Origin of the sequence: Peribacillus aracenensis (assembly GCF_025175645.1) — a bacterium.
GTDB lineage: Bacteria > Bacillota > Bacilli > Bacillales > DSM-1321 > Peribacillus > Peribacillus aracenensis.
Genome location: NZ_JANZMJ010000018.1, coordinates 1 through 20,767 on the forward strand (window position 1 = coordinate 1; position 20,767 = coordinate 20,767).

Annotated in this window: 22 protein-coding genes; 15 read left to right on the forward strand and 7 right to left on the reverse strand. The window is 38.3% G+C overall.

What is annotated here, in order from left to right:
• The first annotated feature begins 360 nt into the window (after positions 1 to 360).
• A complete protein-coding gene (gene map, locus N0M92_RS17525; protein ID WP_260287020.1) occupies positions 361 to 1,101 on the forward strand; it encodes a type I methionyl aminopeptidase in 741 nt (246 codons plus the stop codon).
• Between the two features lie 262 nt (positions 1,102 to 1,363).
• Here the strand turns inward: map and N0M92_RS17530 are convergent, their stop codons facing one another.
• Positions 1,364 to 2,725, reverse strand: a complete 1,362-nt coding sequence (locus tag N0M92_RS17530) for a D-serine ammonia-lyase (protein ID WP_260287021.1) — start codon at positions 2,723 to 2,725, stop codon at positions 1,364 to 1,366.
• A gap of 151 nt (positions 2,726 to 2,876) precedes the next feature.
• On the opposite strand from N0M92_RS17530, the gene N0M92_RS17535 reads away from it, so the two are divergent.
• From N0M92_RS17535 to N0M92_RS17550, 4 genes are all read left to right on the forward strand, one after another.
• A complete protein-coding gene (locus tag N0M92_RS17535; RefSeq protein WP_260287022.1) occupies positions 2,877 to 3,422 on the forward strand; it encodes a cupin domain-containing protein in 546 nt (181 codons plus the stop codon).
• A 211-nt stretch (positions 3,423 to 3,633) separates the two neighbouring features.
• Complete coding sequence (locus N0M92_RS17540) at positions 3,634 to 4,278, forward strand: MBL fold metallo-hydrolase (RefSeq protein WP_260287023.1); 645 nt, start codon at positions 3,634 to 3,636, stop codon at positions 4,276 to 4,278.
• A 139-nt stretch (positions 4,279 to 4,417) separates the two neighbouring features.
• Complete coding sequence (locus N0M92_RS17545; RefSeq protein WP_260287024.1) at positions 4,418 to 4,825, forward strand: YbaN family protein; 408 nt, start codon at positions 4,418 to 4,420, stop codon at positions 4,823 to 4,825.
• A gap of 473 nt (positions 4,826 to 5,298) precedes the next feature.
• Positions 5,299 to 5,703 carry a DUF1259 domain-containing protein gene (locus N0M92_RS17550; RefSeq protein WP_260287025.1) on the forward strand — a complete coding sequence of 135 codons (405 nt, stop codon included), beginning with the start codon at positions 5,299 to 5,301 and terminating at the stop codon, positions 5,701 to 5,703.
• Positions 5,704 to 5,908: 205 nt separating this feature from the next.
• On the opposite strand, the gene N0M92_RS17555 is transcribed toward N0M92_RS17550, so the two are convergent.
• Positions 5,909 to 6,124, reverse strand: a complete 216-nt coding sequence (locus tag N0M92_RS17555) for a hypothetical protein (protein WP_260287026.1) — start codon at positions 6,122 to 6,124, stop codon at positions 5,909 to 5,911.
• A 361-nt stretch (positions 6,125 to 6,485) separates the two neighbouring features.
• On the opposite strand from N0M92_RS17555, the gene N0M92_RS17560 reads away from it, so the two are divergent.
• The 3 genes from N0M92_RS17560 to N0M92_RS17570 all read left to right on the forward strand — a co-directional run bounded on the left by N0M92_RS17560 (position 6,486) and on the right by N0M92_RS17570 (position 8,579).
• Positions 6,486 to 6,929 carry a MarR family winged helix-turn-helix transcriptional regulator gene (locus N0M92_RS17560; RefSeq protein WP_260287027.1) on the forward strand — a complete coding sequence of 148 codons (444 nt, stop codon included), beginning with the start codon at positions 6,486 to 6,488 and terminating at the stop codon, positions 6,927 to 6,929.
• Between the two features lies 1 nt (position 6,930).
• On the forward strand, positions 6,931 to 7,989 hold the full coding sequence (locus N0M92_RS17565; protein ID WP_260287028.1) for a threonine aldolase family protein: 1,059 nt from the start codon (positions 6,931 to 6,933) through the stop codon (positions 7,987 to 7,989).
• Positions 7,990 to 8,291: 302 nt separating this feature from the next.
• The gene (locus N0M92_RS17570) at positions 8,292 to 8,579 is read left to right on the forward strand and encodes a hypothetical protein (protein WP_260287029.1); all 288 of its coding nucleotides are present in this window, start codon (positions 8,292 to 8,294) and stop codon (positions 8,577 to 8,579) included.
• 177 nt (positions 8,580 to 8,756) lie between these two features.
• Here N0M92_RS17570 and N0M92_RS17575 read toward each other — a convergent pair whose 3' ends face one another.
• Positions 8,757 to 9,161: a VOC family protein gene (locus N0M92_RS17575; protein ID WP_260287030.1), complete on the reverse strand. Its 405-nt coding sequence runs from the start codon at positions 9,159 to 9,161 to the stop codon at positions 8,757 to 8,759.
• 897 nt (positions 9,162 to 10,058) lie between these two features.
• Between N0M92_RS17575 and ppsA the strand changes: the two genes are divergently transcribed.
• Positions 10,059 to 12,674, forward strand: coding sequence for a phosphoenolpyruvate synthase (gene ppsA / locus N0M92_RS17580; protein ID WP_260287031.1), 2,616 nt, complete (start codon positions 10,059 to 10,061; stop codon positions 12,672 to 12,674).
• Positions 12,675 to 13,061: 387 nt separating this feature from the next.
• Here the strand turns inward: ppsA and blaOXA are convergent, their stop codons facing one another.
• Positions 13,062 to 13,853, reverse strand: coding sequence for a class D beta-lactamase (gene blaOXA / locus N0M92_RS17585; RefSeq protein WP_260287032.1), 792 nt, complete (start codon positions 13,851 to 13,853; stop codon positions 13,062 to 13,064).
• 208 nt (positions 13,854 to 14,061) lie between these two features.
• On the opposite strand from blaOXA, the gene N0M92_RS17590 reads away from it, so the two are divergent.
• A complete protein-coding gene (locus N0M92_RS17590; RefSeq protein WP_260287033.1) occupies positions 14,062 to 14,706 on the forward strand; it encodes an alpha/beta hydrolase in 645 nt (214 codons plus the stop codon).
• A gap of 66 nt (positions 14,707 to 14,772) precedes the next feature.
• On the opposite strand, the gene N0M92_RS17595 is transcribed toward N0M92_RS17590, so the two are convergent.
• Positions 14,773 to 15,369: a TetR/AcrR family transcriptional regulator gene (locus tag N0M92_RS17595; RefSeq protein WP_260287034.1), complete on the reverse strand. Its 597-nt coding sequence runs from the start codon at positions 15,367 to 15,369 to the stop codon at positions 14,773 to 14,775.
• A gap of 260 nt (positions 15,370 to 15,629) precedes the next feature.
• On the opposite strand from N0M92_RS17595, the gene N0M92_RS17600 reads away from it, so the two are divergent.
• From N0M92_RS17600 to N0M92_RS17620, 5 genes are all read left to right on the forward strand, one after another.
• Complete coding sequence (locus N0M92_RS17600; RefSeq protein ID WP_260287035.1) at positions 15,630 to 16,400, forward strand: SDR family NAD(P)-dependent oxidoreductase; 771 nt, start codon at positions 15,630 to 15,632, stop codon at positions 16,398 to 16,400.
• 294 nt (positions 16,401 to 16,694) lie between these two features.
• Complete coding sequence (locus tag N0M92_RS17605) at positions 16,695 to 17,084, forward strand: iron chaperone (RefSeq protein WP_260287036.1); 390 nt, start codon at positions 16,695 to 16,697, stop codon at positions 17,082 to 17,084.
• Positions 17,085 to 17,153: 69 nt separating this feature from the next.
• Positions 17,154 to 17,645 carry a PTS sugar transporter subunit IIA gene (locus N0M92_RS17610; protein WP_260287038.1) on the forward strand — a complete coding sequence of 164 codons (492 nt, stop codon included), beginning with the start codon at positions 17,154 to 17,156 and terminating at the stop codon, positions 17,643 to 17,645.
• A 104-nt stretch (positions 17,646 to 17,749) separates the two neighbouring features.
• Positions 17,750 to 18,166, forward strand: coding sequence for a VOC family protein (locus tag N0M92_RS17615; protein ID WP_260287039.1), 417 nt, complete (start codon positions 17,750 to 17,752; stop codon positions 18,164 to 18,166).
• 156 nt (positions 18,167 to 18,322) lie between these two features.
• Positions 18,323 to 19,339, forward strand: a complete 1,017-nt coding sequence (locus tag N0M92_RS17620; protein WP_260287040.1) for a LacI family DNA-binding transcriptional regulator — start codon at positions 18,323 to 18,325, stop codon at positions 19,337 to 19,339.
• A gap of 54 nt (positions 19,340 to 19,393) precedes the next feature.
• Here N0M92_RS17620 and N0M92_RS17625 read toward each other — a convergent pair whose 3' ends face one another.
• Together N0M92_RS17625 and N0M92_RS17630 are read right to left on the reverse strand one after the other, a co-directional pair.
• On the reverse strand, positions 19,394 to 19,909 hold the full coding sequence (locus N0M92_RS17625; protein ID WP_260287041.1) for a GNAT family N-acetyltransferase: 516 nt from the start codon (positions 19,907 to 19,909) through the stop codon (positions 19,394 to 19,396).
• A gap of 38 nt (positions 19,910 to 19,947) precedes the next feature.
• Entirely contained in the window at positions 19,948 to 20,727 is a 780-nt protein-coding gene (locus tag N0M92_RS17630; protein WP_260287042.1) for a VOC family protein, read from the reverse strand.
• Positions 20,728 to 20,767: the final 40 nt, after the last annotated feature.

Consider the following 20,767-nt stretch of genomic DNA (forward strand, 5'->3'; position numbering starts at 1 on the left):
GATGCAAAATGCCTGGAACGCATCCTCTTGATAAACATTTATAACATATGGGTAAGCCGTATGCCTTAATAGGGCACGTACGGTTTGATAAGGGGGAAGCCACGAGAGTGGTTTCCCTACTTTATTTTATGGAGCTAAAGGAGACTGTTTGACCTTTGTTCAACAATTGGGCTTTAGTAAAGGAATTTTCAATAATAGAACGTCTTGGAATTAGTTATGGTAAACTAATGGTGACCTTGAAAAAAAAGGTATTGTAGCGAATCATTTACATCGCTTTTATTTTTCGGGAAAATAAAGGTACAATTAATACTTATTTAGCTTATGGATTTTAGACTATAAAAGATAATGAGGTAGGAATAAATGATTGCAAAAACAGAAGAAGATTTTAACGGTTTGAAGGAAATTGGCAAAATTGTTGCCTCGATTAGAGATGAATTGGTACAAAGAACAATTCCAGGGATTACGACCAAGGAACTTGATGATGTAGCCGGAGAACTTTTAGAAAAGGCGGGTGCAGTTTCAGCTCCGAAAGGTGAATATGATTTTCCTGGCTTTACTTGCATTAGTACTAATGAAGAAGTGGCACATGGTATTCCGGGTCACCGGGTTATTCATGAAGGGGATCTAGTGAATATAGATGTATCTGCTTCAAAGAACGGTTATTTCGCAGATACAGGAATCTCTTTTGTAGTAGGGGATGGGGAAGAAGTATTAACGAAATTATGCGACGTTGCTAAAAAGGCATTTGAAGCAGGTCTTAAGAAAGCAAAACCCGGTTCCAAAAAAAGCAGAATCGGAAAAGCAGTATACGAAACAGCGAGACAGCATGGACTCACTGTCATCAAAAACCTTACAGGACATGGTGTTGGACGTGGAATACACGAAGCGCCTGCCCATATTTGCAATTATAATGATCCATGGGATAATGAACTATTAAAGGAAGGGATGGTTATCGCATTCGAACCATTTATCTCAACCTTTGAAGAAGAAGTATTCCAAAAAGAAGACGGTTGGACCTATGCTACGGAAAAAAGCTATGTAGCTCAATTGGAACATACGATTATCCTTACTAAAAATGGTCCGATCATTGTCACACTTTAATTCAATTTTCGATCGGTGAACCAACACTTGAATAAGGGAGTTGCTTTAGCAACTCTTTTTCTTATGGAGTTAAAGGGGCAGGGTAGAATTGCTGCAGTCTGCATTACAGTTTTTTTTTGAAAAAAAATTCGAACGTTGATTGGAACATAGGGCACGCGCTTTTCCCGCAGGAGTCTCGAACCTTCCGTTCCAATCAACTTTGTTTTAACAGTTAGATAGAATCCTTTTGCCTACAGTCTTTTTTGTTTGATGGCCACGTACATTACTTCTGTTTCCCTAACGCTGCTTTCAACCCTTTTTGATAATATTGCTTCATCATTTCTTCAGGAACCATGCTTCCGCCAGTCCCCCAAATAATATGTGTACCATTGCTCATCTTTTCCGTTAAATGATGCTTCTGTAAATAATCGATGCCCTCTTTACATAATTTACTTGGTCCTATCATGCCTGCTAGTGCGGAAGGTTCTAAATGGATCCCCTCTGTATCGACCAGTTCTTTTAGCAACTTATACAACTGTTCATCACTGACCGTATAATTGCCGCTTAAAAAGGGTTCCATCGTTTTACCGACAAACCCGGATGGCTTTCCAACAGCAAGTCCGTCCGCGTCTGTCACATTATCGATGCCAACATCTTGTACTGAAACTTTATCATGTAGTCCAGTCATTAAACCGAGTAGCATGCATGGCGAGTGGGTAGGTTCTGCAAAGAAACAATGAATATGGTCTTGATACAATAATTTCAAACCAAAAGCTACGCCTCCAGGACCACCGCCCACTCCGCATGGAAGGTAAACAAACAGAGGATGGTTTTCATCTACAATTATCTCTAGCTCTTCCAATTGCTTTTGCAAACGGGATGCAGCCACTGCATATCCTAAAAATAGGTCGTGGGAATTTTCGTCATCCACAAAATAACATGTCGGGTCACTATCTGCTTGGATACGGCCTTCCTCTACAGCTTTACTATAATCAGCTTCATATTCAATGACATTGACATTTTTGCTTCTAAGCAAATCTTTTTTCCACTGCTTTGCATCAGCTGACATATGAACGGAAACATTAAAACCTAACTTTGCACTGATGATGCCAATACTAAGTCCTAAATTTCCAGTCGAGCCTACTGCGATTGAATATTTTGAGAAAAGGGTTCGGAACCTATCACTATCCAAAATCGAATAATCATCATCAATGGTTAACAATTGATGTTGGAAAGCTAATTCTTCCGCATGTTTGAGAATTTCATAGATCCCGCCTCTTGCTTTGATGGATCCTGATATAGGAAGGTGACTATCACATTTTAGTAATAATTCTCCTAATATAGGTTGTTGATGATCCTGTTCCAAGGAATGTTTCATGGCAGGAATTCTCACTAAAGGAGATTCTATGATACCGTTCGTCCCTTTTGTTTCAGGGAAAACCTTGGCGATATATGGAGCAAAACGTTTCAACCTTTCCTCTGCATCTCTTACATCTTCTTGAGTAAGGGGGGATTTTTTAATTCCGGTTTGAAATTTTTCGACATTTGGGTTGAGCCAAAATACTTCATCCAACGATATGAGCTTCTTTAATAAAGGATATTTGTCTTTCCATGATTGTAATTCTTTACTTTCAATCTCTTTCATTTGTTTGATCCTCCTCATTTTCTTGTAACAGGTCACTTTGTAAACTATAATTGAATAAAATTTAATACAGTTTAACACACAATCACCTCGGTGTTAATTTATATTAATTTTATTTAAGTGTGATTTAATATGTTGTTAAGGAGTATCAGTAATGGAAAATATAGATATTGGCAAGAAAGTTGAAAAATATAGAAGAGCTAAAGGATTGAGTAGTAGAGAGTTAGCGAAATTAGCTGAAATTACACCTTCAATGTTAAGCCAGATTGAACGAGGTTTGGCGAATCCTTCTATTCAAACCCTAAAGGTCTTAGCTAAAACCTTGAATGTTCCAACATTTAGTTTTTTTCTTGAAGAAACGATTACGGAGGATTTAATCGTGAGGTCCAGTAAACGTAAGAAAATGATCATTGATCATTTGTCTTATGAGTTATTGTCACCTGATTTTACGGGTAATCTAGCAACAGCGATTATGAAAGTTCCTCCAAATATCTCCTCGTCAGAAAGCCCTATAGAACATAGGGGAGAGGAAGTGGCATATATTTTGGAAGGGAAAATCAAGCTATACTTAGGCGAAGAAGAATATATATTGGAAGCTGGTGATAGTGTGAAAATACCGGCAAATTTCAAACATAAATGGGAAAATAATTTTAGTCAGAATGCAGCTGTATTATTTTCAGTTACCCCGCCTGCGTTTTAATAAAAAAATTTCCTTTCACGATTGGGCGCGATTCTTTAATGAGGATCGCTTTTCTTATGGAACTAAAGGGGCAGATCAGGTATAGAAGGACTATTTCATGAATATGGAATTATAATAAATGGATAAATATTGAACTGTAGGTCCGGGCTTCCTTAAAAGTTGCTTGATTTTAATACTTTTGAATCAATTGCATAGTGAGGAGAATTTTAGTATGAAAATAAAATGGTTTGGACATTCTGCCTTTTTACTAACATCCGACAGTGGAACCAAAATTCTTATTGATCCATATCATCGTTTCATTCGTTATCGTATGCCGAGTGTTGAACCTGATATAGTTGCCGTTACACATAATCATTTCGATCACAATAAGATTGAAGCTGCAACAGGTGAATACTTGCTTGTTAATGAGCCGAAGGAATACATCCGCGAAGATGTAAGAATTAGTGGATTTAAGACATTTCACGACAAGGTAAATGGCGAGAAAAGAGGCCCCAATATTTTATATCGTTTCCAAATGGACGGGCTAACTATCTGTCACTGTGGAGATTTAGGGCATATATTATCAGAAGAACAAGTAAATGAAATTGGAAAAGTGGACATTCTCATCATTCCTGTAGGAGGTACATTCACGATTAGTGCAATGGAAGCTGCTCAAGTGATGCGTCAATTGAAATCTACCATTACAATTCCCATGCACTATAGAACGAAGGCATTGTCGGTTGTTGGCCTGATGTTTTCAAAGGTAGATAAGTTTCTTCAGATTTCCGGACAGCGAACAACCGAAGTTGAGACATTGGATATTTCCAAAGAAAATTTGTCAGAATATGCTGGTGTCGTAACCATGCTTTATGAATGAATAAGAAATCCTGTTTATCCTCTATTCATTATAAAGGGACAGGTTAGTTCGAAAAGAAAAAGGGAAGATATTAATCATTGATGTTGAATCAATTAGACTTCCTCTTTACGTTTTAAGGGGATAGAATATAAATAAAAAGGTGATTACAATTAAAAAAATAAAGAGTATCCTATTTTTTCTTCTTGGGTCCATATCTCTTTTGATTGGTATTGCAGGGACTGTGTTACCAGTTCTGCCGGGCGGTCCGTTTTACTTATTTGCTGCTTTTTGCTTTGCTAAAAGTTCCAAGAAGATTGAAAACTGGTTCAAAAGCACTTCATTATATGAAAAATACGTTGTAGCATTCCTGCAAAAAAAAGGTATGACTCGAAAAGAGAAAATCAGAATCAATATAATTGCCGATTTCTTCATCGTAATTTCTGTATTTTATGTGGACATCCTATTAGTGAAAATCTTATTGATAGCTCTCGCCCTCTACAAACATTATTATTTCATTAAAAAAATTAAGACAATCGACCCGAACAATACAAAACAAAGAGCTTTTTGAACCTTCAAATAACGGGTCCTTACTTCAATTAGGGAGTTGCTTCGGCAGCTCTTTTCCTATGGAATTAACGGGATAGGGGAGTAAGGAAAACAATGCATTCTGGATAAGAGGGCCGCCATTTGGCGGCCTTTTGAATATAAAAAGTACCCTTAAGGAGGTATGGCCACATAACCATCAAGTTAAAATCCCATAACTACCCCCGAATGAAATTTTTGGGCTCGTTTTTTGGGGGATTGTTTTCGTAGCGTGATGGACACTTGGTACCGGCAAGTATTTCGCGGAAAACGTATTCTAAGCAAATTTCCCCTACCCCAAAGGGCAGGGTAAAAAAAGATCTTTCCTTGGTGTTTTTATGAATGGACCCAATGAGGTTTGTTATTTCCATTCATTTGCCCAATCTTAAATAATCCACCCGCATACAATAAAACCAGATTAAGTGGGTACAAATGGTTTTATTATGAGGAGTGAACTTGATGGGGAAGGACTCAAAAAGGGATTTATGTAGTGAATTTGCAAGGATTCTTGACGGTAATGCCAGTTTTATGAATGGAGTATGTCTAGTTCAAAGATTTAGAGACATACCATTTAAAATACTTGGAAGGAGAACTAATTCACCGTTAGTAAATCCTCAATTTTTCAGCTTTGAGAATATAGATAGTAAAGGAAATGCACTAAATCTAGGTGAAACAGTTCTACTTCAAGTCGAGGTCAATCCATTGTTAACAGAATTAAGGGAAAGGGATATTATTGTAACGGCAGTTCATAATCATTGGTTGTTTGAAAATCCTAGAGCCATGTATATGCATTTTGAATCAATCGAACCACCATTGGAATTTGCTCGAAAAGTTCGGGAAGCATTCAAAGTCTTAAAAGCTTAAGTTGAATTTTAAATCGGAAGCTAAAATCAGAATGTCTTATGCAACTAACGGGTGGGTAGTTCATAAAGACTCACAAAAATAATCAAAAAAACTGAATCACAAGAAAATCCATTTTGATCAATCCTTTTTCAAAATGGATTTTTTTTTACGCTAATATGGGGGAAAGAGGACATTTTGCTTAATCTTTATTTTAAAGCTACAGTCGTTAAAACATTTCATTAACTTCCCATGATTCGACCATTTGATGCGCCATCCTTGGATCATATCCTTTACCCATCAGATAGGCTATAGCTGCAATTTCCATCATTGCATGAGGGATCGATGTTTTTTGAGCTTCGTTTAAACCATACTGTACCCAAGGGCCAACCTGTGATAATGTTTCTTGTTTGAGATGGTGTGGGTTAGTGTAAGGAGGATACATAATATTACATCCTTTCAGAAATATAGTTAAATATCATAATCCTATATTATGCACCTTAACTCATCCCGTGTTTGATAACTCTCTAATTTTATAGATTAAAGTTATGAATCAAAGGATTCCCTTTTTACAACAATAGAGGGAGATATTTTACAATTATTTCTAATTGAATCATTGTAACTTCCTTGAGAATAAAAAATCACCCTAAAAAACCTAAATCAATTTCAAGCTAAAAGTGAATTTTTTGAAATAGGTTAAACTAGTGGATCGATGGATTCTTCAAAGATTTATGAAAATGTTGACAAAGTCCACTAATTACAATAAAGTATTAGTGGATAAAGTCCACTAAAAAAGGAAGTCAACAATGAATATTAGTAAAAATACCATGGCTGATATACGGCAGTTCAATAGATTTTATACAAATATACTTGGTGTATTGGATAAGCATATTTTGGATACCGGGTATTCCTTCACTGAGGCACGGGTCATTTTAGAAATCGGTTTGATGGAGCAGTGTATAGCAAGCAATTTGGTTGATAAGCTGGAAATTGATCGCAGCTATATGAGCAGAATAATTAGCAAGCTGAGTAAAGATGGACTGGTCATGAAGGAAAACTCGACCTTGGATAACAGGACTAGTTTGATTCGGCTGACCCCTAAAGGGATGACTCTTTTTAACCAGCTTAATGAAAGATCTGATGAACAAATAGTGAGGTTATTCCAAGGATTATCACAAAATGAAATAAAAGAAATCCATGCTTCTATGATGTTCATTCAGAAGAAACTGGATAGTTTGGGGAGAATATAGGATGATACGTTTTGAAAATGATTATACAGAAGGTGCTCATGAGCGAATTCTGAAACGATTAATAGAAACCAATGAAGAACAAACACCGGGATATGGAGTGGATGAGCACTGTGAAAAAGCGAGAGCGTACATTCGAAAAGAGTGTGATGCGGCGAATGCAGATATACACTTTTTAGTAGGGGGAACACAAACGAATACAACCATCATCGCTTCAATTTTGCGGCCGCATCAAGGTGCAGTTGCTGCAATTACCGGGCATATCGCAGTACATGAAACAGGAGCAATTGAAGCCACTGGTCATAAAATACTTACCTTGCCGAGTGATGATGGAAAAATTCAAGCTGAACAGGTGAAAGAATTATATGATGCCCACTGGAATGATGTTACTCATGAGCATATGGTACAGCCAGGCTTGGTTTACATTTCTAACCCTACGGAAAATGGAACGACTTACAGTAAAGGAGAATTGGAAGCATTAAGTAAAGTTTGCCGGGAATGTGGTTTGCCATTGGTATTGGATGGAGCTAGATTAGGGTATGGTTTGGCTTCAAAAGACAGCGATTTAACCTTGGCAGATGTTGCAAGGCTATGTGATGTGTTCTATATAGGGGGAACAAAAGTTGGTGCAATGTTTGGTGAAGCGGCAGTCATCATGAATGATGCCCTGAAAAAGGATTTCCGGTATTTTATCAAGCAAAAGGGTGGATTACTGGCTAAAGGGAGACTATTGGGGATCCAGTTTGAAACCTTATTTGAAGATGGCTTATACTATGAAATTTCTAATCATGCCGTGGAAATGTCAATGATGATTCGAGAAGCATTTGTTGAAAGTGGATTTTCATTACGATATGATTCCACATCAAATCAGCAGTTTCCCATTTTGCCTGAAGATGTAATTTTGGAATTAGGCAAAAAGTATTCATTCTCCTTCTGGGAAAAGGTCGATGCTGCACACAGTGCTGTAAGGTTTTGCACCAGTTGGGCTACGAAAAAAGAACATGTTGACATGCTGGCAGAGGATATCAAGGCAATAAAAAGAGAAAAAAATGGCCACGAATAGAGTTATATAGAGAGAATAGATATCTAAAAGAATGTTCGGCAAATATTGATTCGATACAAGACCGGTTTGTCGTGTTCGATCAAACCATTTTTTATCCAGGGTGCGGTGGGCAGCCTTGTATATATTAACAGTAAAAAAACAGCTGCCAATTGTTATCCAATTAGCGGGTGCTTTACTTCATTACCAGGAGCTGATCTGAAGCTCCTTTTCTTATGCAACAAAAGGTTAGCTTGTTGAAGAAGACCAGTTTGCGTTATGGTATAGTTTATTAAATTTGTTTGTAGTTTTATGGGGGAAATTTAATGTCAAATAAGTTGAAAGATGTAATGGGATTGTTTTTTGAAAAAAGTGAAAGTACAAAACCGTTTACTCTGATTAGATATTTAATGATAATATTAATGGGCTTGAATTTAATATTAGGAATAATACATGATTTTAATTTTAATTTCATAAAATATTTATTAATCTTATTAGGGATTGGGTCAATAATGGACGCATTCGAAAAACTCTTAAAAAAGGAAAATAAGAGCCGGATATTATTTGATTTTGGTGTTGCGTTTGTATGGTTCACACTATTTTTTTTGTATTGAAATGAATGGGGATACAAGGGAATTAACAGGCCTTACTTCAATAAGGGAGTTGCATTGGCAGCTCTTTTTTTATGGAGCTAATGCCAGGTGGTTGAGTGATTTTTAAATGAGGATTGTGATCCGAATAAAAAAAACAACCAGTCATATAACGGGTTGTCTTTTGGCATTGGATTCAATTTAGTTGACAGTAAACATCCATGAAATGCCGAATTTATCCTTCAACGAACCGTGAAGTTTCGCAAAGAATGTTTCATGAAGATCCATATGTATAGATCCACCCTCTTTTAATAGGTTCCATGCCTTTCTGGCTTTTTCCTCCGAGTTAAGCTCCACGCTTACAACCACTTTGTCACTATCATTCAATTCGCGTTTTGAATCAGAACCCATAATAAATCCATCTTCTGTTATTCTTAATTGTGAGTATAGAACAAGTTCTTTATCACTCTCTTCAACAGGAAAGTCTGGACTTGAAGGGAGCTCACTATATTTTTGCATCGCAATAAGTTCCCCGCCAAATGCCTCCATATAAAGTTTGAAAGCCTCTTCACATTCTCTGTTAAACATTAAATACGGTCTAATCATTTTCATTCCCCTTTGAATTAAAATTGGATTCCTTAGTAATAACTGCTAAAGTATACACGAACATAGGTTCTGTTTTCAAGCGGAAACTTCTAAAACTTACACCTGTACCATTATGTACAAAAATATCATTGTTTTATTCTCCTCGTGCAACATGGTGAAATGGTTTCCGTAATTGGAATGTGAGCAAAACTTATAATCATCTTCCGCAATCGGGTGCGATCCTGGAAAAAGGTTTAGCGTTCATTTAGTACAACAAAACAAGAAAACCATCATGGAAATAGAAAAGACCGATTCACCTCCACTTACTATTCTAGGTTAATTCGAGATAACTAGTTTCTTCATTGTTCTTATTAAAGGCTCTTTTCGTAAAGATTGTTGTTTTTAAAAACTAAACGATTTAAGGCTGATTGGAGCGAGCATCTGACCACACCGCTTTACTTGGTAAATAGCACAAAGTATGCGAAAACAGCCTTATTAAAGGGCACTTTAATGGGGGAACGAAAAAAGCCCGATTTCTTTATATAGAAATTGGGCTTTTTAATATTTGAATTTCATTGTAAATCGGCATTTTCCTGACGTTAACATGAAATGATCGTCTATTTGGATATCATTTTTGTAGTCAATGGTCTTGTGAAATTTTTCTTCTTTTAATCATTGATAAAAAAGAAAAACTGTGGTAAATTTATATAGTTACACAACTTCAAAGTATTTTTGTATAAATTATCCCTATTTTAATTATACTTCATGAAGTCCTTTTCAGTCAACCCCTATTTTTATTTTTTAAGGAGTGTTTGATGAACGTGGAACTTCATCAGGTGCAAGAAAGAATGTACCGCGCAATTGGTTGATCAGAGAATGATTTGTCTTGGTATTGAGCGATAAATGGGAGGGAAAGAAATGAAACCATATGTACTAGAGTTTCGGGAGATCGATAAAACGCAACTTTTACTCGCCGGAGGAAAAGGAGCGAATTTAGGGGAACTATCGAAGATTCAGGGAATACAAGTGCCAGATGGATTTTGTATTACGACAGAAGGTTATCAAAAAGCCCTTGAACAAAACGAAGCATTCTGCGCATTGGTGGATCAACTAACACGGTTAAAAGTAGAGGATCGAGATCGAATTGGCGAGATCAGCAGGAAGATTCGGAAAATCATAATGGAAGTAGAAATTCCTTCCGATGTAGTGAAGGCTGTTGCTCACCATCTCTCCCTGTTTGGTGATGAACATGCTTATGCAGTGCGTTCTAGTGCGACTGCCGAGGATTTGCCACATGCCTCTTTTGCTGGTCAACAAGACACGTATTTAAATATCATCGGCGTCGATGCCATCATGCAGCATATCAGCAAATGTTGGGCTTCCCTGTTTACGGATCGCGCGGTAATTTACCGTATGCAAAATGGATTTGACCACAGTCAGGTTTATTTATCCGTTATCGTTCAAAGGATGGTCTTCCCACAGGCTTCAGGGATTTTATTTACCGCTGATCCGATTACTTCTAACCGAAAGCTGCTATCGATCGATGCGAGTTTTGGACTTGGAGAAGCATTGGTCTCTGGTTTGGTCTCTGCCGATAACTATAAAGTGCAAGAAGAGAAAATCGTCGATAAGAGGATAGCAACCAAAAAATTGGCTATCCATGGACTAAAAGAAGGCGGAACGGAGACCCAGCAGATCGATCCCGATCGGCAAAAGACTCAAACTCTTACTGAACAACAAATATTACAACTAGCACGCACAGGAAGACAGATCGAAGCTTACTTTGGCTGCCCGCAAGATATCGAATGGTGTTTGGTTGATGATACATTTTATATTGTCCAGAGCCGGCCAATCACTACTTTGCATCCCATTCCTGAAGCAAATGATCAGGAGAATCACGTGTATATATCTGTTGGTCACCAACAAATGATGACCGATTCCATGAAACCGCTGGGATTGTCCTTTTTCCTGTTAACGACTAATGCACCCATGCGTAAAGCTGGTGGAAGGTTATTTGTTGATGTCACACATATGCTGGCTTCACCTGACAGCAGAAAAATGTTATTAGATGGCATGGGACAACACGATCCGCTCATGAAAAACGCACTCATTACCATAATAGAGCGAGGAGATTTCATAAAACCCTTACCAAATGATAAGGAAGGGCAGGGTTCCGGTAAAAGCAATAAAAGTGTGTCGTCCGCGGATTCTAGGGCACAAATCGAAAACGACCCGACAATCGTTTCTGATTTGATTAAGAGCAGTCAACTATCGATAGAAGAGTTAAAACAAAACATCCAAACGAAATCAGGATCGGATTTACTCGATTTTATTCTGGAAGATATCCAGATATTAAAGAAGATTTTATTTGACCCAAAAAGTTCAGCTGTGTTTATGGCTGCTATGGATGCTTCATCATGGATCAATGAAAAAATGAACAAGTGGTTAGGTGAAAAAAACGCAGCAGATACGCTTTCTCAATCTGTACCAAACAATATTACTTCGGAAATGGGTCTGGCGCTATTGGATATCGCAGATGTGATTCGTCCTTATCCAGAAGTAATTGATTATTTACAACATGTAAAAAATGATAACTTTTTGGATGAACTGGTTAAGTTTGATGGTGGACAGGAAACCCAAGACGCTATCCATGATTATCTCCGCAAATACGGAATGCGATGTACAGGAGAAATCGATATTACTAAAACTCGTTGGAGCGAAAAACCGTCTACACTCATCCCTATGATTCTCAGCAATATCAAAAACTTTGAGCCTAATGCCAGCAATCGGAAATTTGAGCAAGGGCGACAGGAAGCTTTGAAAAAAGAACAAGAGTTATTAGATCGATTGAAGCAATTACCGGATGGTGAACAAAAAGCCAAAGAAACAAAACGAATGATCAGCCTAGTCCGGAATTTCATCGGTTATCGGGAATATCCAAAATACGGCATGGTTAATCGCTACTTCGTTTATAAGCAGGCTTTATTGAAAGAAGCCGAACAACTCTTACAAGCCAAAGTCATTCGTGAAAAAGAAGATATATACTACCTCACTTTTGAAGAACTTCACGAAGTCGTACACACAAATCAATTGGATTATAAGATCATCAGCAAACGTAAAGAAGAGTACAAATTATATGAAAAACTAACTCCGCCACGTGTTATCACGTCTGATGGTGAAATCATTGTGGGTGAGTACAAACGAGAAAATCTCCCAGCCGAAGCTATTATAGGGCTACCTGTTTCTTCCGGAGTTATTGAGGGAAGGGCACGTGTCATCTTAAACATGGAAGATGCGGATTTAGAGGAGGGAGATATATTGGTCACCCCCTTTACCGACCCTAGCTGGACACCATTGTTTGTTTCCATAAAAGGTCTAGTTACCGAGGTTGGCGGACTGATGACCCATGGAGCGGTTATCGCGCGTGAATATGGCTTACCGGCGGTTGTCGGGGTGGAAAATGCCACCAAGATCATAAGAGATGGTCAACGAATTCGCGTGCATGGAACAGAAGGATATATCGAAATAATATAATTCATTACATGTAAATCATAAAAGGAGAGCATTTGCTTTCATGTAGTAACCAAAGCCCCATTTCCCGCCTGCAGCACCGGGAAATGGGGCTTTTTTATATTTCGATTTTAATAACGTCGTAATTTCGCGTTTATCTATTCAAGTGAAGCTATTTTAGCTTGTTCGAATCTCTTGGAGGGGAACCGTTCTGGAAAAATTTGTTTCCATTTACTCACAATAGCCTCTGGAGTTGGACGCACTCTCTCAGAAAGTCACAAAGCCTGCGTTGGAACGCAGGGCACTCGCTTTTCCCGCAGGAGTCTCGTACCTTCCGTTCCAATCAACTTTTTAGATATCTTTAAGACAAAGCAAAACGCATGCCCAAGAATTTTGAGCATGCGTGAACTATTATTCCTTTATGATATCCAACTCTTTCAGGGCATCAAGTGTAATCGTTTTGGCTTTGCTTCCGCTGCCGTCCATGTTCGTTGCGAAGGCCCATTTGCCTTTGTCCGTTTCGATGTAACCCACATACCAGCCCAATCCCATATCAGAAAGGCGTGTACCGGTTTTTCCATGGAGGACATATGAGTCTGCTTCTTCATTGATCATGATTCTCTTTACGGTTCTCATATGCTGTTTATCGATAGGCAGTTTTTCCTCTACAAGGTTTTCAATGAATTGGACTTGTTCCCGGGCAGAAATCTTTATGCTGCTGTCGAGCCAGAACTGATCGATCCCACCGGAGATATCACGATTGCCGTAATTGATCAGGCTCACATATTTCTGCATGTTTTCCGCCCCGATATCGCGGGCCATTGCTTGATAATACCAGATCACGGAATGCCTCATGGCTGAAGCCAGCGTATGATCTCTGTTCCAATCCTCAAATTCCCTGATTACGCCATCCCAGCGCTTCACTTCATATTCATCGCTCACCGCTTTTGTCTGTAGACCGATTAATGCATTCGCGACTTTGAATGTCGATTCTGGGGTGTAGCGTACTTTACTTCTCTGTTTGTTATAGATATATACTTTATCATTTTTTAAGTTTTGGAGAACCATCGTGCCTTCCGCACCATCGAAAGACTCCCCGATATCCAGTTCTTTCACCTTTTGATCGTTTGCACTTGCTTGAATCGTACCCATGGAACCAGTGACTAGCAGGACAAGAATGAAACATAACGTTTTGATTTTCATTACACACTCTCCTTTAAGGCTGGATTGATACATCATCAGAAGTAATTTCCATAAAATAGGTTAATAGCTAAAGTATACCTATTCCCGATAAAAAACGAAACCCAATTCTTGGATTCTATCTAGATAGTATCTTGTCAAGGAGGAATGCAGCGGGTGGCTAATGAATGTTTAGAGCAAGTGCGAGAATGGATAAAGGGAGGAATCTATCATGAAGGCTAACCAAAGAAAAGTAAATAGTAATGAAAAAGAAATTACATACACACATATTGAAAACGGAAGTCCAGCCGTGTGTTTTATGTTTTCAGGTGCGGGGTACACGTATGAGAAGCCGTTATTCTATTATTCGACGATGGTGATGCTTCAAAATCAGTATGATGTCGTGCATATTCATTACGCTTACGATCAGGATATTTTCAAGCATCCATTGGTAGATATAACAAAAGTGATCGTTAATGATATAAATCCCGTCATTACGGAAGTACTTCAAAACCATGAATATCAAGGAACGGTGTTTTTAGGTAAATCACTTGGTACCATCCCCATCATCAACGGAATTATGAAAAGTGAGCGGTTTATGAAAGCCAAAATGATTTTGCTTACGCCCCTATTGAAGTTCGATTCGATTTTTGATGGATTATTGAGCAGCAATCATTCAGCACATATAGTTATAGGAGAAAAAGATCATCATTATATTCCAGATAAAATTCAAGCGATTGAAAATAAAACGAACATAAGAATCGATAAAATCCCGCAGGCAAACCATTCCTTGGATATGGAACCTTTGAATGCCTCAAGGTCGATTACCATGCTGGAAGGTGTAATGATTAGAATGGAAGAGTTTATAAAAGGATAGATAATTGCGATTAAACGATAGGGGGAAGGCAAGGAAAACAAGAAAATCAATGAAGCTATGTGGGGGTCAGCGGTCTTTTAGATAGAATTTCGGTGTGTGAAAATTCAATATTTGAATAAGCTGGTCGCCCATATACGCAGGTGATTGTTCGAAATCATTGTCAATCCATTCTATTATCAATCCAATGATGCCATGGATCCGATACGTGCTAAAAAGGTCAATATCAATATTCGGATTTACCTCAGTCGAGTATTTATAGTCTTCCCTGAATAATTCAGCTAGTTTGGTTGTCATTTTTTCACGGAAGTTATAGGCAGTTTCTGGGTGTAACATCAGTTTATAAAACTTTTTGTTTTCTAAGAAATGATGAAATAATACAATCGATTTTGAAGGTAAGTTATTGAATTCGACGACTGATAAGCCGCGATAAGGTTTACGGTAAGCTTCATTCAATTTTTCGAACATCTCCCCGATTATTTCATCCAATAAATCTTCCTTTTGCTCGTAATGGGAGTAAAATGTTCCACGATTATAATTCGCCATATTCACGATTTCAGTAATGGTGATAGTATGGAAGTTTTTTTCTTCCATCAAAGTTAATAAAGCTGCTTTAAAGCTCTCTTTTGTTCTTCTTACTCGTCTATCTGGATGCTGAATGGACATGGAAATACTCCTTCCTGATTTTTTAATGGACAAAAACGATGAATCTGTCGGGTATCATACATTTCTTATAGTATTGCATATTGAAGCCCTTTCATAAACATTTTATACTTTAATTGTTTTATGATATCTCAATGTCGAGATAGTTTCCATTTTGGATAATATCCATGATTTAGGGAAGGTTAGGTGGGATAAATTACCTGAACCCCGGTTTGGATGAAATTACACGATACTCTAAGATATAGGAAGGAAGAGTGATTGGAATGACATATCCAGTATTGCAAGATAAGGTGGCAATCGTAACAGGAGCTGCAATGGGCATGGGTCTCGAAACGGCTAAACTATTTGCAGAAGCAGGTGCCAAAGTGGTGGTAGCTGACCTTAACGAAGAAAAAGGTAAGCAGGCAGTTTCGGAAATTGAGGCTAACGGCGGAATCGCATTCTTCCAAAAAGTCGATATTTCCAAAACGGAACAGGTTAAAGCACTAGTTGATGCAACGGTTGAGAAATTTGGAAGGCTGGATGTTGCTGTCAATAATGCAGCCCTGACTCCTGATGACAAACCAGTAGCCGAGTTTGATGAAGATTATTGGGACAAGCTTATGTCCATAGACCTTAAAGGAACAGCATTATGCTTGAAATATGAACTGCAACAGATGATTAAGCAAGGTAACGGTGGATCGATCATCAATATTTCATCCGTCAGCGGCTTCCGTCCTCAGCCGGATAATGTGGCCTATGTCGCGGCAAAGCACGGAGTTGTCGGAATGACGAAAGTCGCTGCACTAGAAAATGGAGACAAAAACATCCGTGTTAACTCTGTGGCCCCTGGTGCCATTGATACTCCGATGTTACGAGGAGCATTGGACCAGTTTGGTTTCACCGAAGAAGAATACGCACCGCAGCTTAGCCTGTTGAACCGGTTTGGGCAAGGAAGGGAAGTCGCACAGGCTAGCTTATGGTTAGCTTCAGACCAGTCCTCTTATGTAACGGGCACAACCTTGCATGTCGATGCAGGTTACACGAGCCGTTAAATACAAAAAAATCCAAAACCCCTGAATTCATTCGAATTCGGGGGTTTTGTCATTCAAATGCCCAATGTCTATCTAAGCATCCGCCTCGTTAATTGTGCCTCCCAGCTTTTATTGAAAGTATCCAACTATCTTTTTGATCTCCAATCATATGATTTGTACTGGGGAAAACTGGCGGAATTAGCCGCGAGTGCCCGGGTTCCTTTCCCTAAAGGTAACGGAACATGATAGTGGAAGGATAAAATGTTATATTAAAGGTATTGATGACGAATCATTTGGTTTTAGAAAGGAGAAACCATGGAAGGAACCAATACATTTCATTCAATTGATGAATATATTATACAATTTCCCGAAGAAGTTCAGGAGATACTACTAACGTTGAGAAAAGTCATAAAGGATGCAGCACCGGATGTAGAAGAAAAGATAAGCTATCAAATGCCTACCTTTGTTTTATATGGAAATCTGGTACATTTCGCTGCCTATAAAAAACATATTGGATTCTATCCGACCCCTAGCGCAATCACTTCGTTTGAATCTGCTTTAACGGAATATAAATGTTCAAAAGGGGCCGTTCAGTTTCCGCTAAACAAGCCAATTCCTTATGAATTAATAACCGAGATGGTTATATTTAGAGTGGAAGAGAACAAAAAGAAAAAAGCGGAAGGCAAATCAAAAAAGGATAAATAATAGAAATGATTATCAGAATTAATCAACTATTTGTGAGATTCAAGAACGAAAGAGAAGGGTGGAAATAGCATGTTCAAGAAATTATTCAGTAAAAAAGAAAGTGTGGAACAGCTGCTTGCTCCTATTAATGGACAAGTAATAAATATTGAAGATGTTCCAGATCCGGTGTTTTCCGGTAAAATGATGGGGGACGGAATAGCGATACTTCCTGAGGAGGGGTTGGTCGTATCTCCAATCGATGCAGAAGTAATCCAGGTTTTTCATACTAAACATGCAATGGGCCTCCGCACAAAGCATGGCATTGAATTGTTGATTCATATTGGATTGGAAACAGTTAACCTTAATGGTGAGGGATTTGAAGTCCATGTCGCAGAAGGGCAAAATGTAAAAGCAGGAGACAAGCTTGTTACATTTGATATCGATCTGATAAAATCCAAAGCTCCAAGCATCGTAACTCCGATTGTTGTCACGAATGGCGAGCTAGTTGAAAAATTGGAAAAAACAAATAGCACCCAAGCGAATATAAACGAAACACAGATTATGAGTGTTTATTTGAAGTAGGAAGATTTTATGGTGATCTCACTTTTTATGCTGCAAGCAGGATAATCGAAAAATGCAGCGAATAGTAGGTGAGTGAACAAATAAATCAAGCGAGGGTGAATTGGATGGGAGTTCAAGCGGAAAAGATTTTTGTAAACTTGCCTGTTAAAGATTTGGATGCCTCAGTAGAATTTTTCACAAAGGTCGGCTTTGAGTTTAACGAGCAAATGACCAATGAAAATGCAACATGCATGGTTATCAGCGAGTCCATATATGTCATGTTATTGGTGGAAGAGTACTTTAAAACGTTTACGAAGAAGGACATCCCGAATTCAGCAGCGAGTACGGAAGCCATCGTCGCCCTGTCCGTTAAAAGTAAGGAAGAAGTCGATGAAATCGTGAATAGGGCACTGGATGCTGGCGGAAAGCCTTTCAATGAAGCCATTGATCATGGTTTCATGTACGGTTGGAGTTTTCTGGATATCGACGGGCATTCTTGGGAAGTATTTTACATGGACGAAAGCGGATTTAATCAAAATTAAATGAAATGCAAGACACAGTCCTTTCCGAAGGACTGTGTCTTTTTTGAATCTCCGTACCGTATCCGGGTCAACATGATCTTCCAAGTGCTAAAGTATAAAATAACCATTTATACTTATGATACAATATAAGGGATAATGTAAAGGCGGGTACAAAAAGTGACGACAATTTACGATATTGCGAAAAAAGCGAATGTATCAACGATGACTGTATCGAGAGTCATTAATAATAAAGGGAATATCAGTGAAAAGACAAGGGAAAAAGTTGAAGCGGTCATTAAAGAGCTTAACTATATACCGAATTCCGCTGCCCAAAGTTTGAATATTAAAAGAACGAAGCTGCTTTCATTAATCATAACCGATATCACGAACCCCTTTTTCACCCAGGTGGCGAGAGGGGCCGCGGATAAAGCCAATCAAATGGGATATCAGCTCATTTTATGCAATACCGATGAGGATTACGAAAAAGAGAGCGAATATATCGATGCATTGATTTCAAAACGGGTGGATGGCGTAATCATTGCACCAACAGGCGATCAATCGATGAAAAATTTAAAGAAATTAATAAAAAACAGGGTTCCATTTACATTGATAGATAGGCAAATTCAAGATGTTTCTTGTGATCGGGTACTTGGTGATAACTATGAAGGAACGAAAAAGCTTCTTCAGCATCTCATCGATTTTGGACACGAACGAATCGCTATGGTTCATGGTCCGCTAACGATCTCCACTTCGAAAGAGCGTTATCAGGCCTATATTGAAACGCTGAAAATAAATGATTTGACCATCAATCACTCTTTCGTCATAGAGACTCATTACAAACAGGAAAAGCAATGGAACGGTATTGACGGGTTGATGAATGTCCCGCCCTCTGAGCGGCCAACGGCGATTTTTGCCGCCAACAATTTCATTGCCATCAAAATTATAAAAAGTTTACGAGAAAAACAGATTAAAGTGCCTGAAGACATTGCCGTCGTTTGCTTTGACGACTTAGAATTATTCTCGGACTTCGATCCTTTTTTAACCGTATCTTCACAGCCTGCTTACGATTTCGGATATCTAGGAACACAATTAGTGATCGAGCGAGTGGATGAAGTCGGTCCTGCCGACTATCGGACGATCAATTTAAAGCCTGAATTGGTAATCAGGAAATCATCTGGAGCTCCTATTAAATAATAGGAGTTTTTGGTTTTGCCAAAGAAAAAGTGGCCTCTCCCGGTAGCATGCCGCTCATAACAATACTGGGCTAATATCCTTCCACTCATAAACCAATAGATTCAATTCAGCGCCAGCCATTTTGATTTTTTCGGTTTTAAGCAATTCAGCACCAAATGCCTCATAGAAGTATCGAGATTTATTATCTTCAAGCACCTCAACGAAAATTGTCTTAAATCCCAGTTCGTCGAATTTAAAGAATAATTCTTTGATGAGTTCCTTACCTATCCCCATTCCTTGAAAATTTTCGAGGATATAAATTGAAGTTAAATCACCAGAATCCTCAACTTTATTTTTTTCCCTTTTCCCGCCACTTATAAATCCTACTATTTTCCCCTCGTTATTTTCAGCAACATAAACATAATTTCCATCACTGGATATATTCTTTTTCCATAATTCTTTCCTTTGCCCATAAGACAGATTATCTAAAAAATCACTCGGCATTATATCTTTATAAGTGGTTCTCCAGCAATCCACATGGACTATAGCTATTCCTTCGGCATCAGTCACTGTTGCCTCCCTTATTGGCATATCGATTCCTCCTTTTAGGTTAAATGAGAAACAACGGTTCAAATAGGTAAATTCAGATTTTTCACCATTGATTCACTGAATTCAGGGGTATGTTCAATATAAAAAGAATAACTATCCTTAGACAGAAATAGTTTCTTGGAGCCATCTGAAGAAGTGCGATCCATTTGTTTTGATAGGTCATTAATAAAACGATTATTGGGTGTACCGAATGTCACCGCCATCTTTGGCGGTAAGGCCTTCATGGCAATAGGAATCCAAGGCCTTAGTTTTGAAACCACTATTGCATGTGCTGTTCCGCTAATGACGAAATTAAATATATCTTGATCTTTTTCCGTTTTCATACCAAAGTGACTTTTCAGCCACTCTCGTAAGTTTGGTACCGAATCCACAGGGAAGCCAATCTCTCTTAAATAAAGTATTTGTAACATACCGGATGCCTTCAGTTCATCCTCATTCACGTAATCATGGGCAATAATTTCGAGAAGATTACCATCTCCATCACGAAAATATAAATTTTTTCTACCGTTCGTTTCGTCCATATACTGACCCTGTTCTTGGCTTAGGACCAATAATCCGGATTGTTGCACAAATGCTGCGACTTCATCAAAATGAGAATAGGGGACTTGAAAAGCAAAGTGTGCTGGAGAAATGGGTTCAAACGCTTCTTTAAAACTTAACGTCGTAAAGGGCGTAAGCTGAAACTGAATAAAGTCTTTAGATTCAAATAGAATGGGAAGCTGCAGGCGTTTAGCATAGCATTGCTTTACGCCTTCTATAGATACTGTCAGTAATTCTAAATCCGCGAAATGAGTAATCAAAAATTTTCCCCCCTTAAACCTCTAGTTTGCTATACCTTCT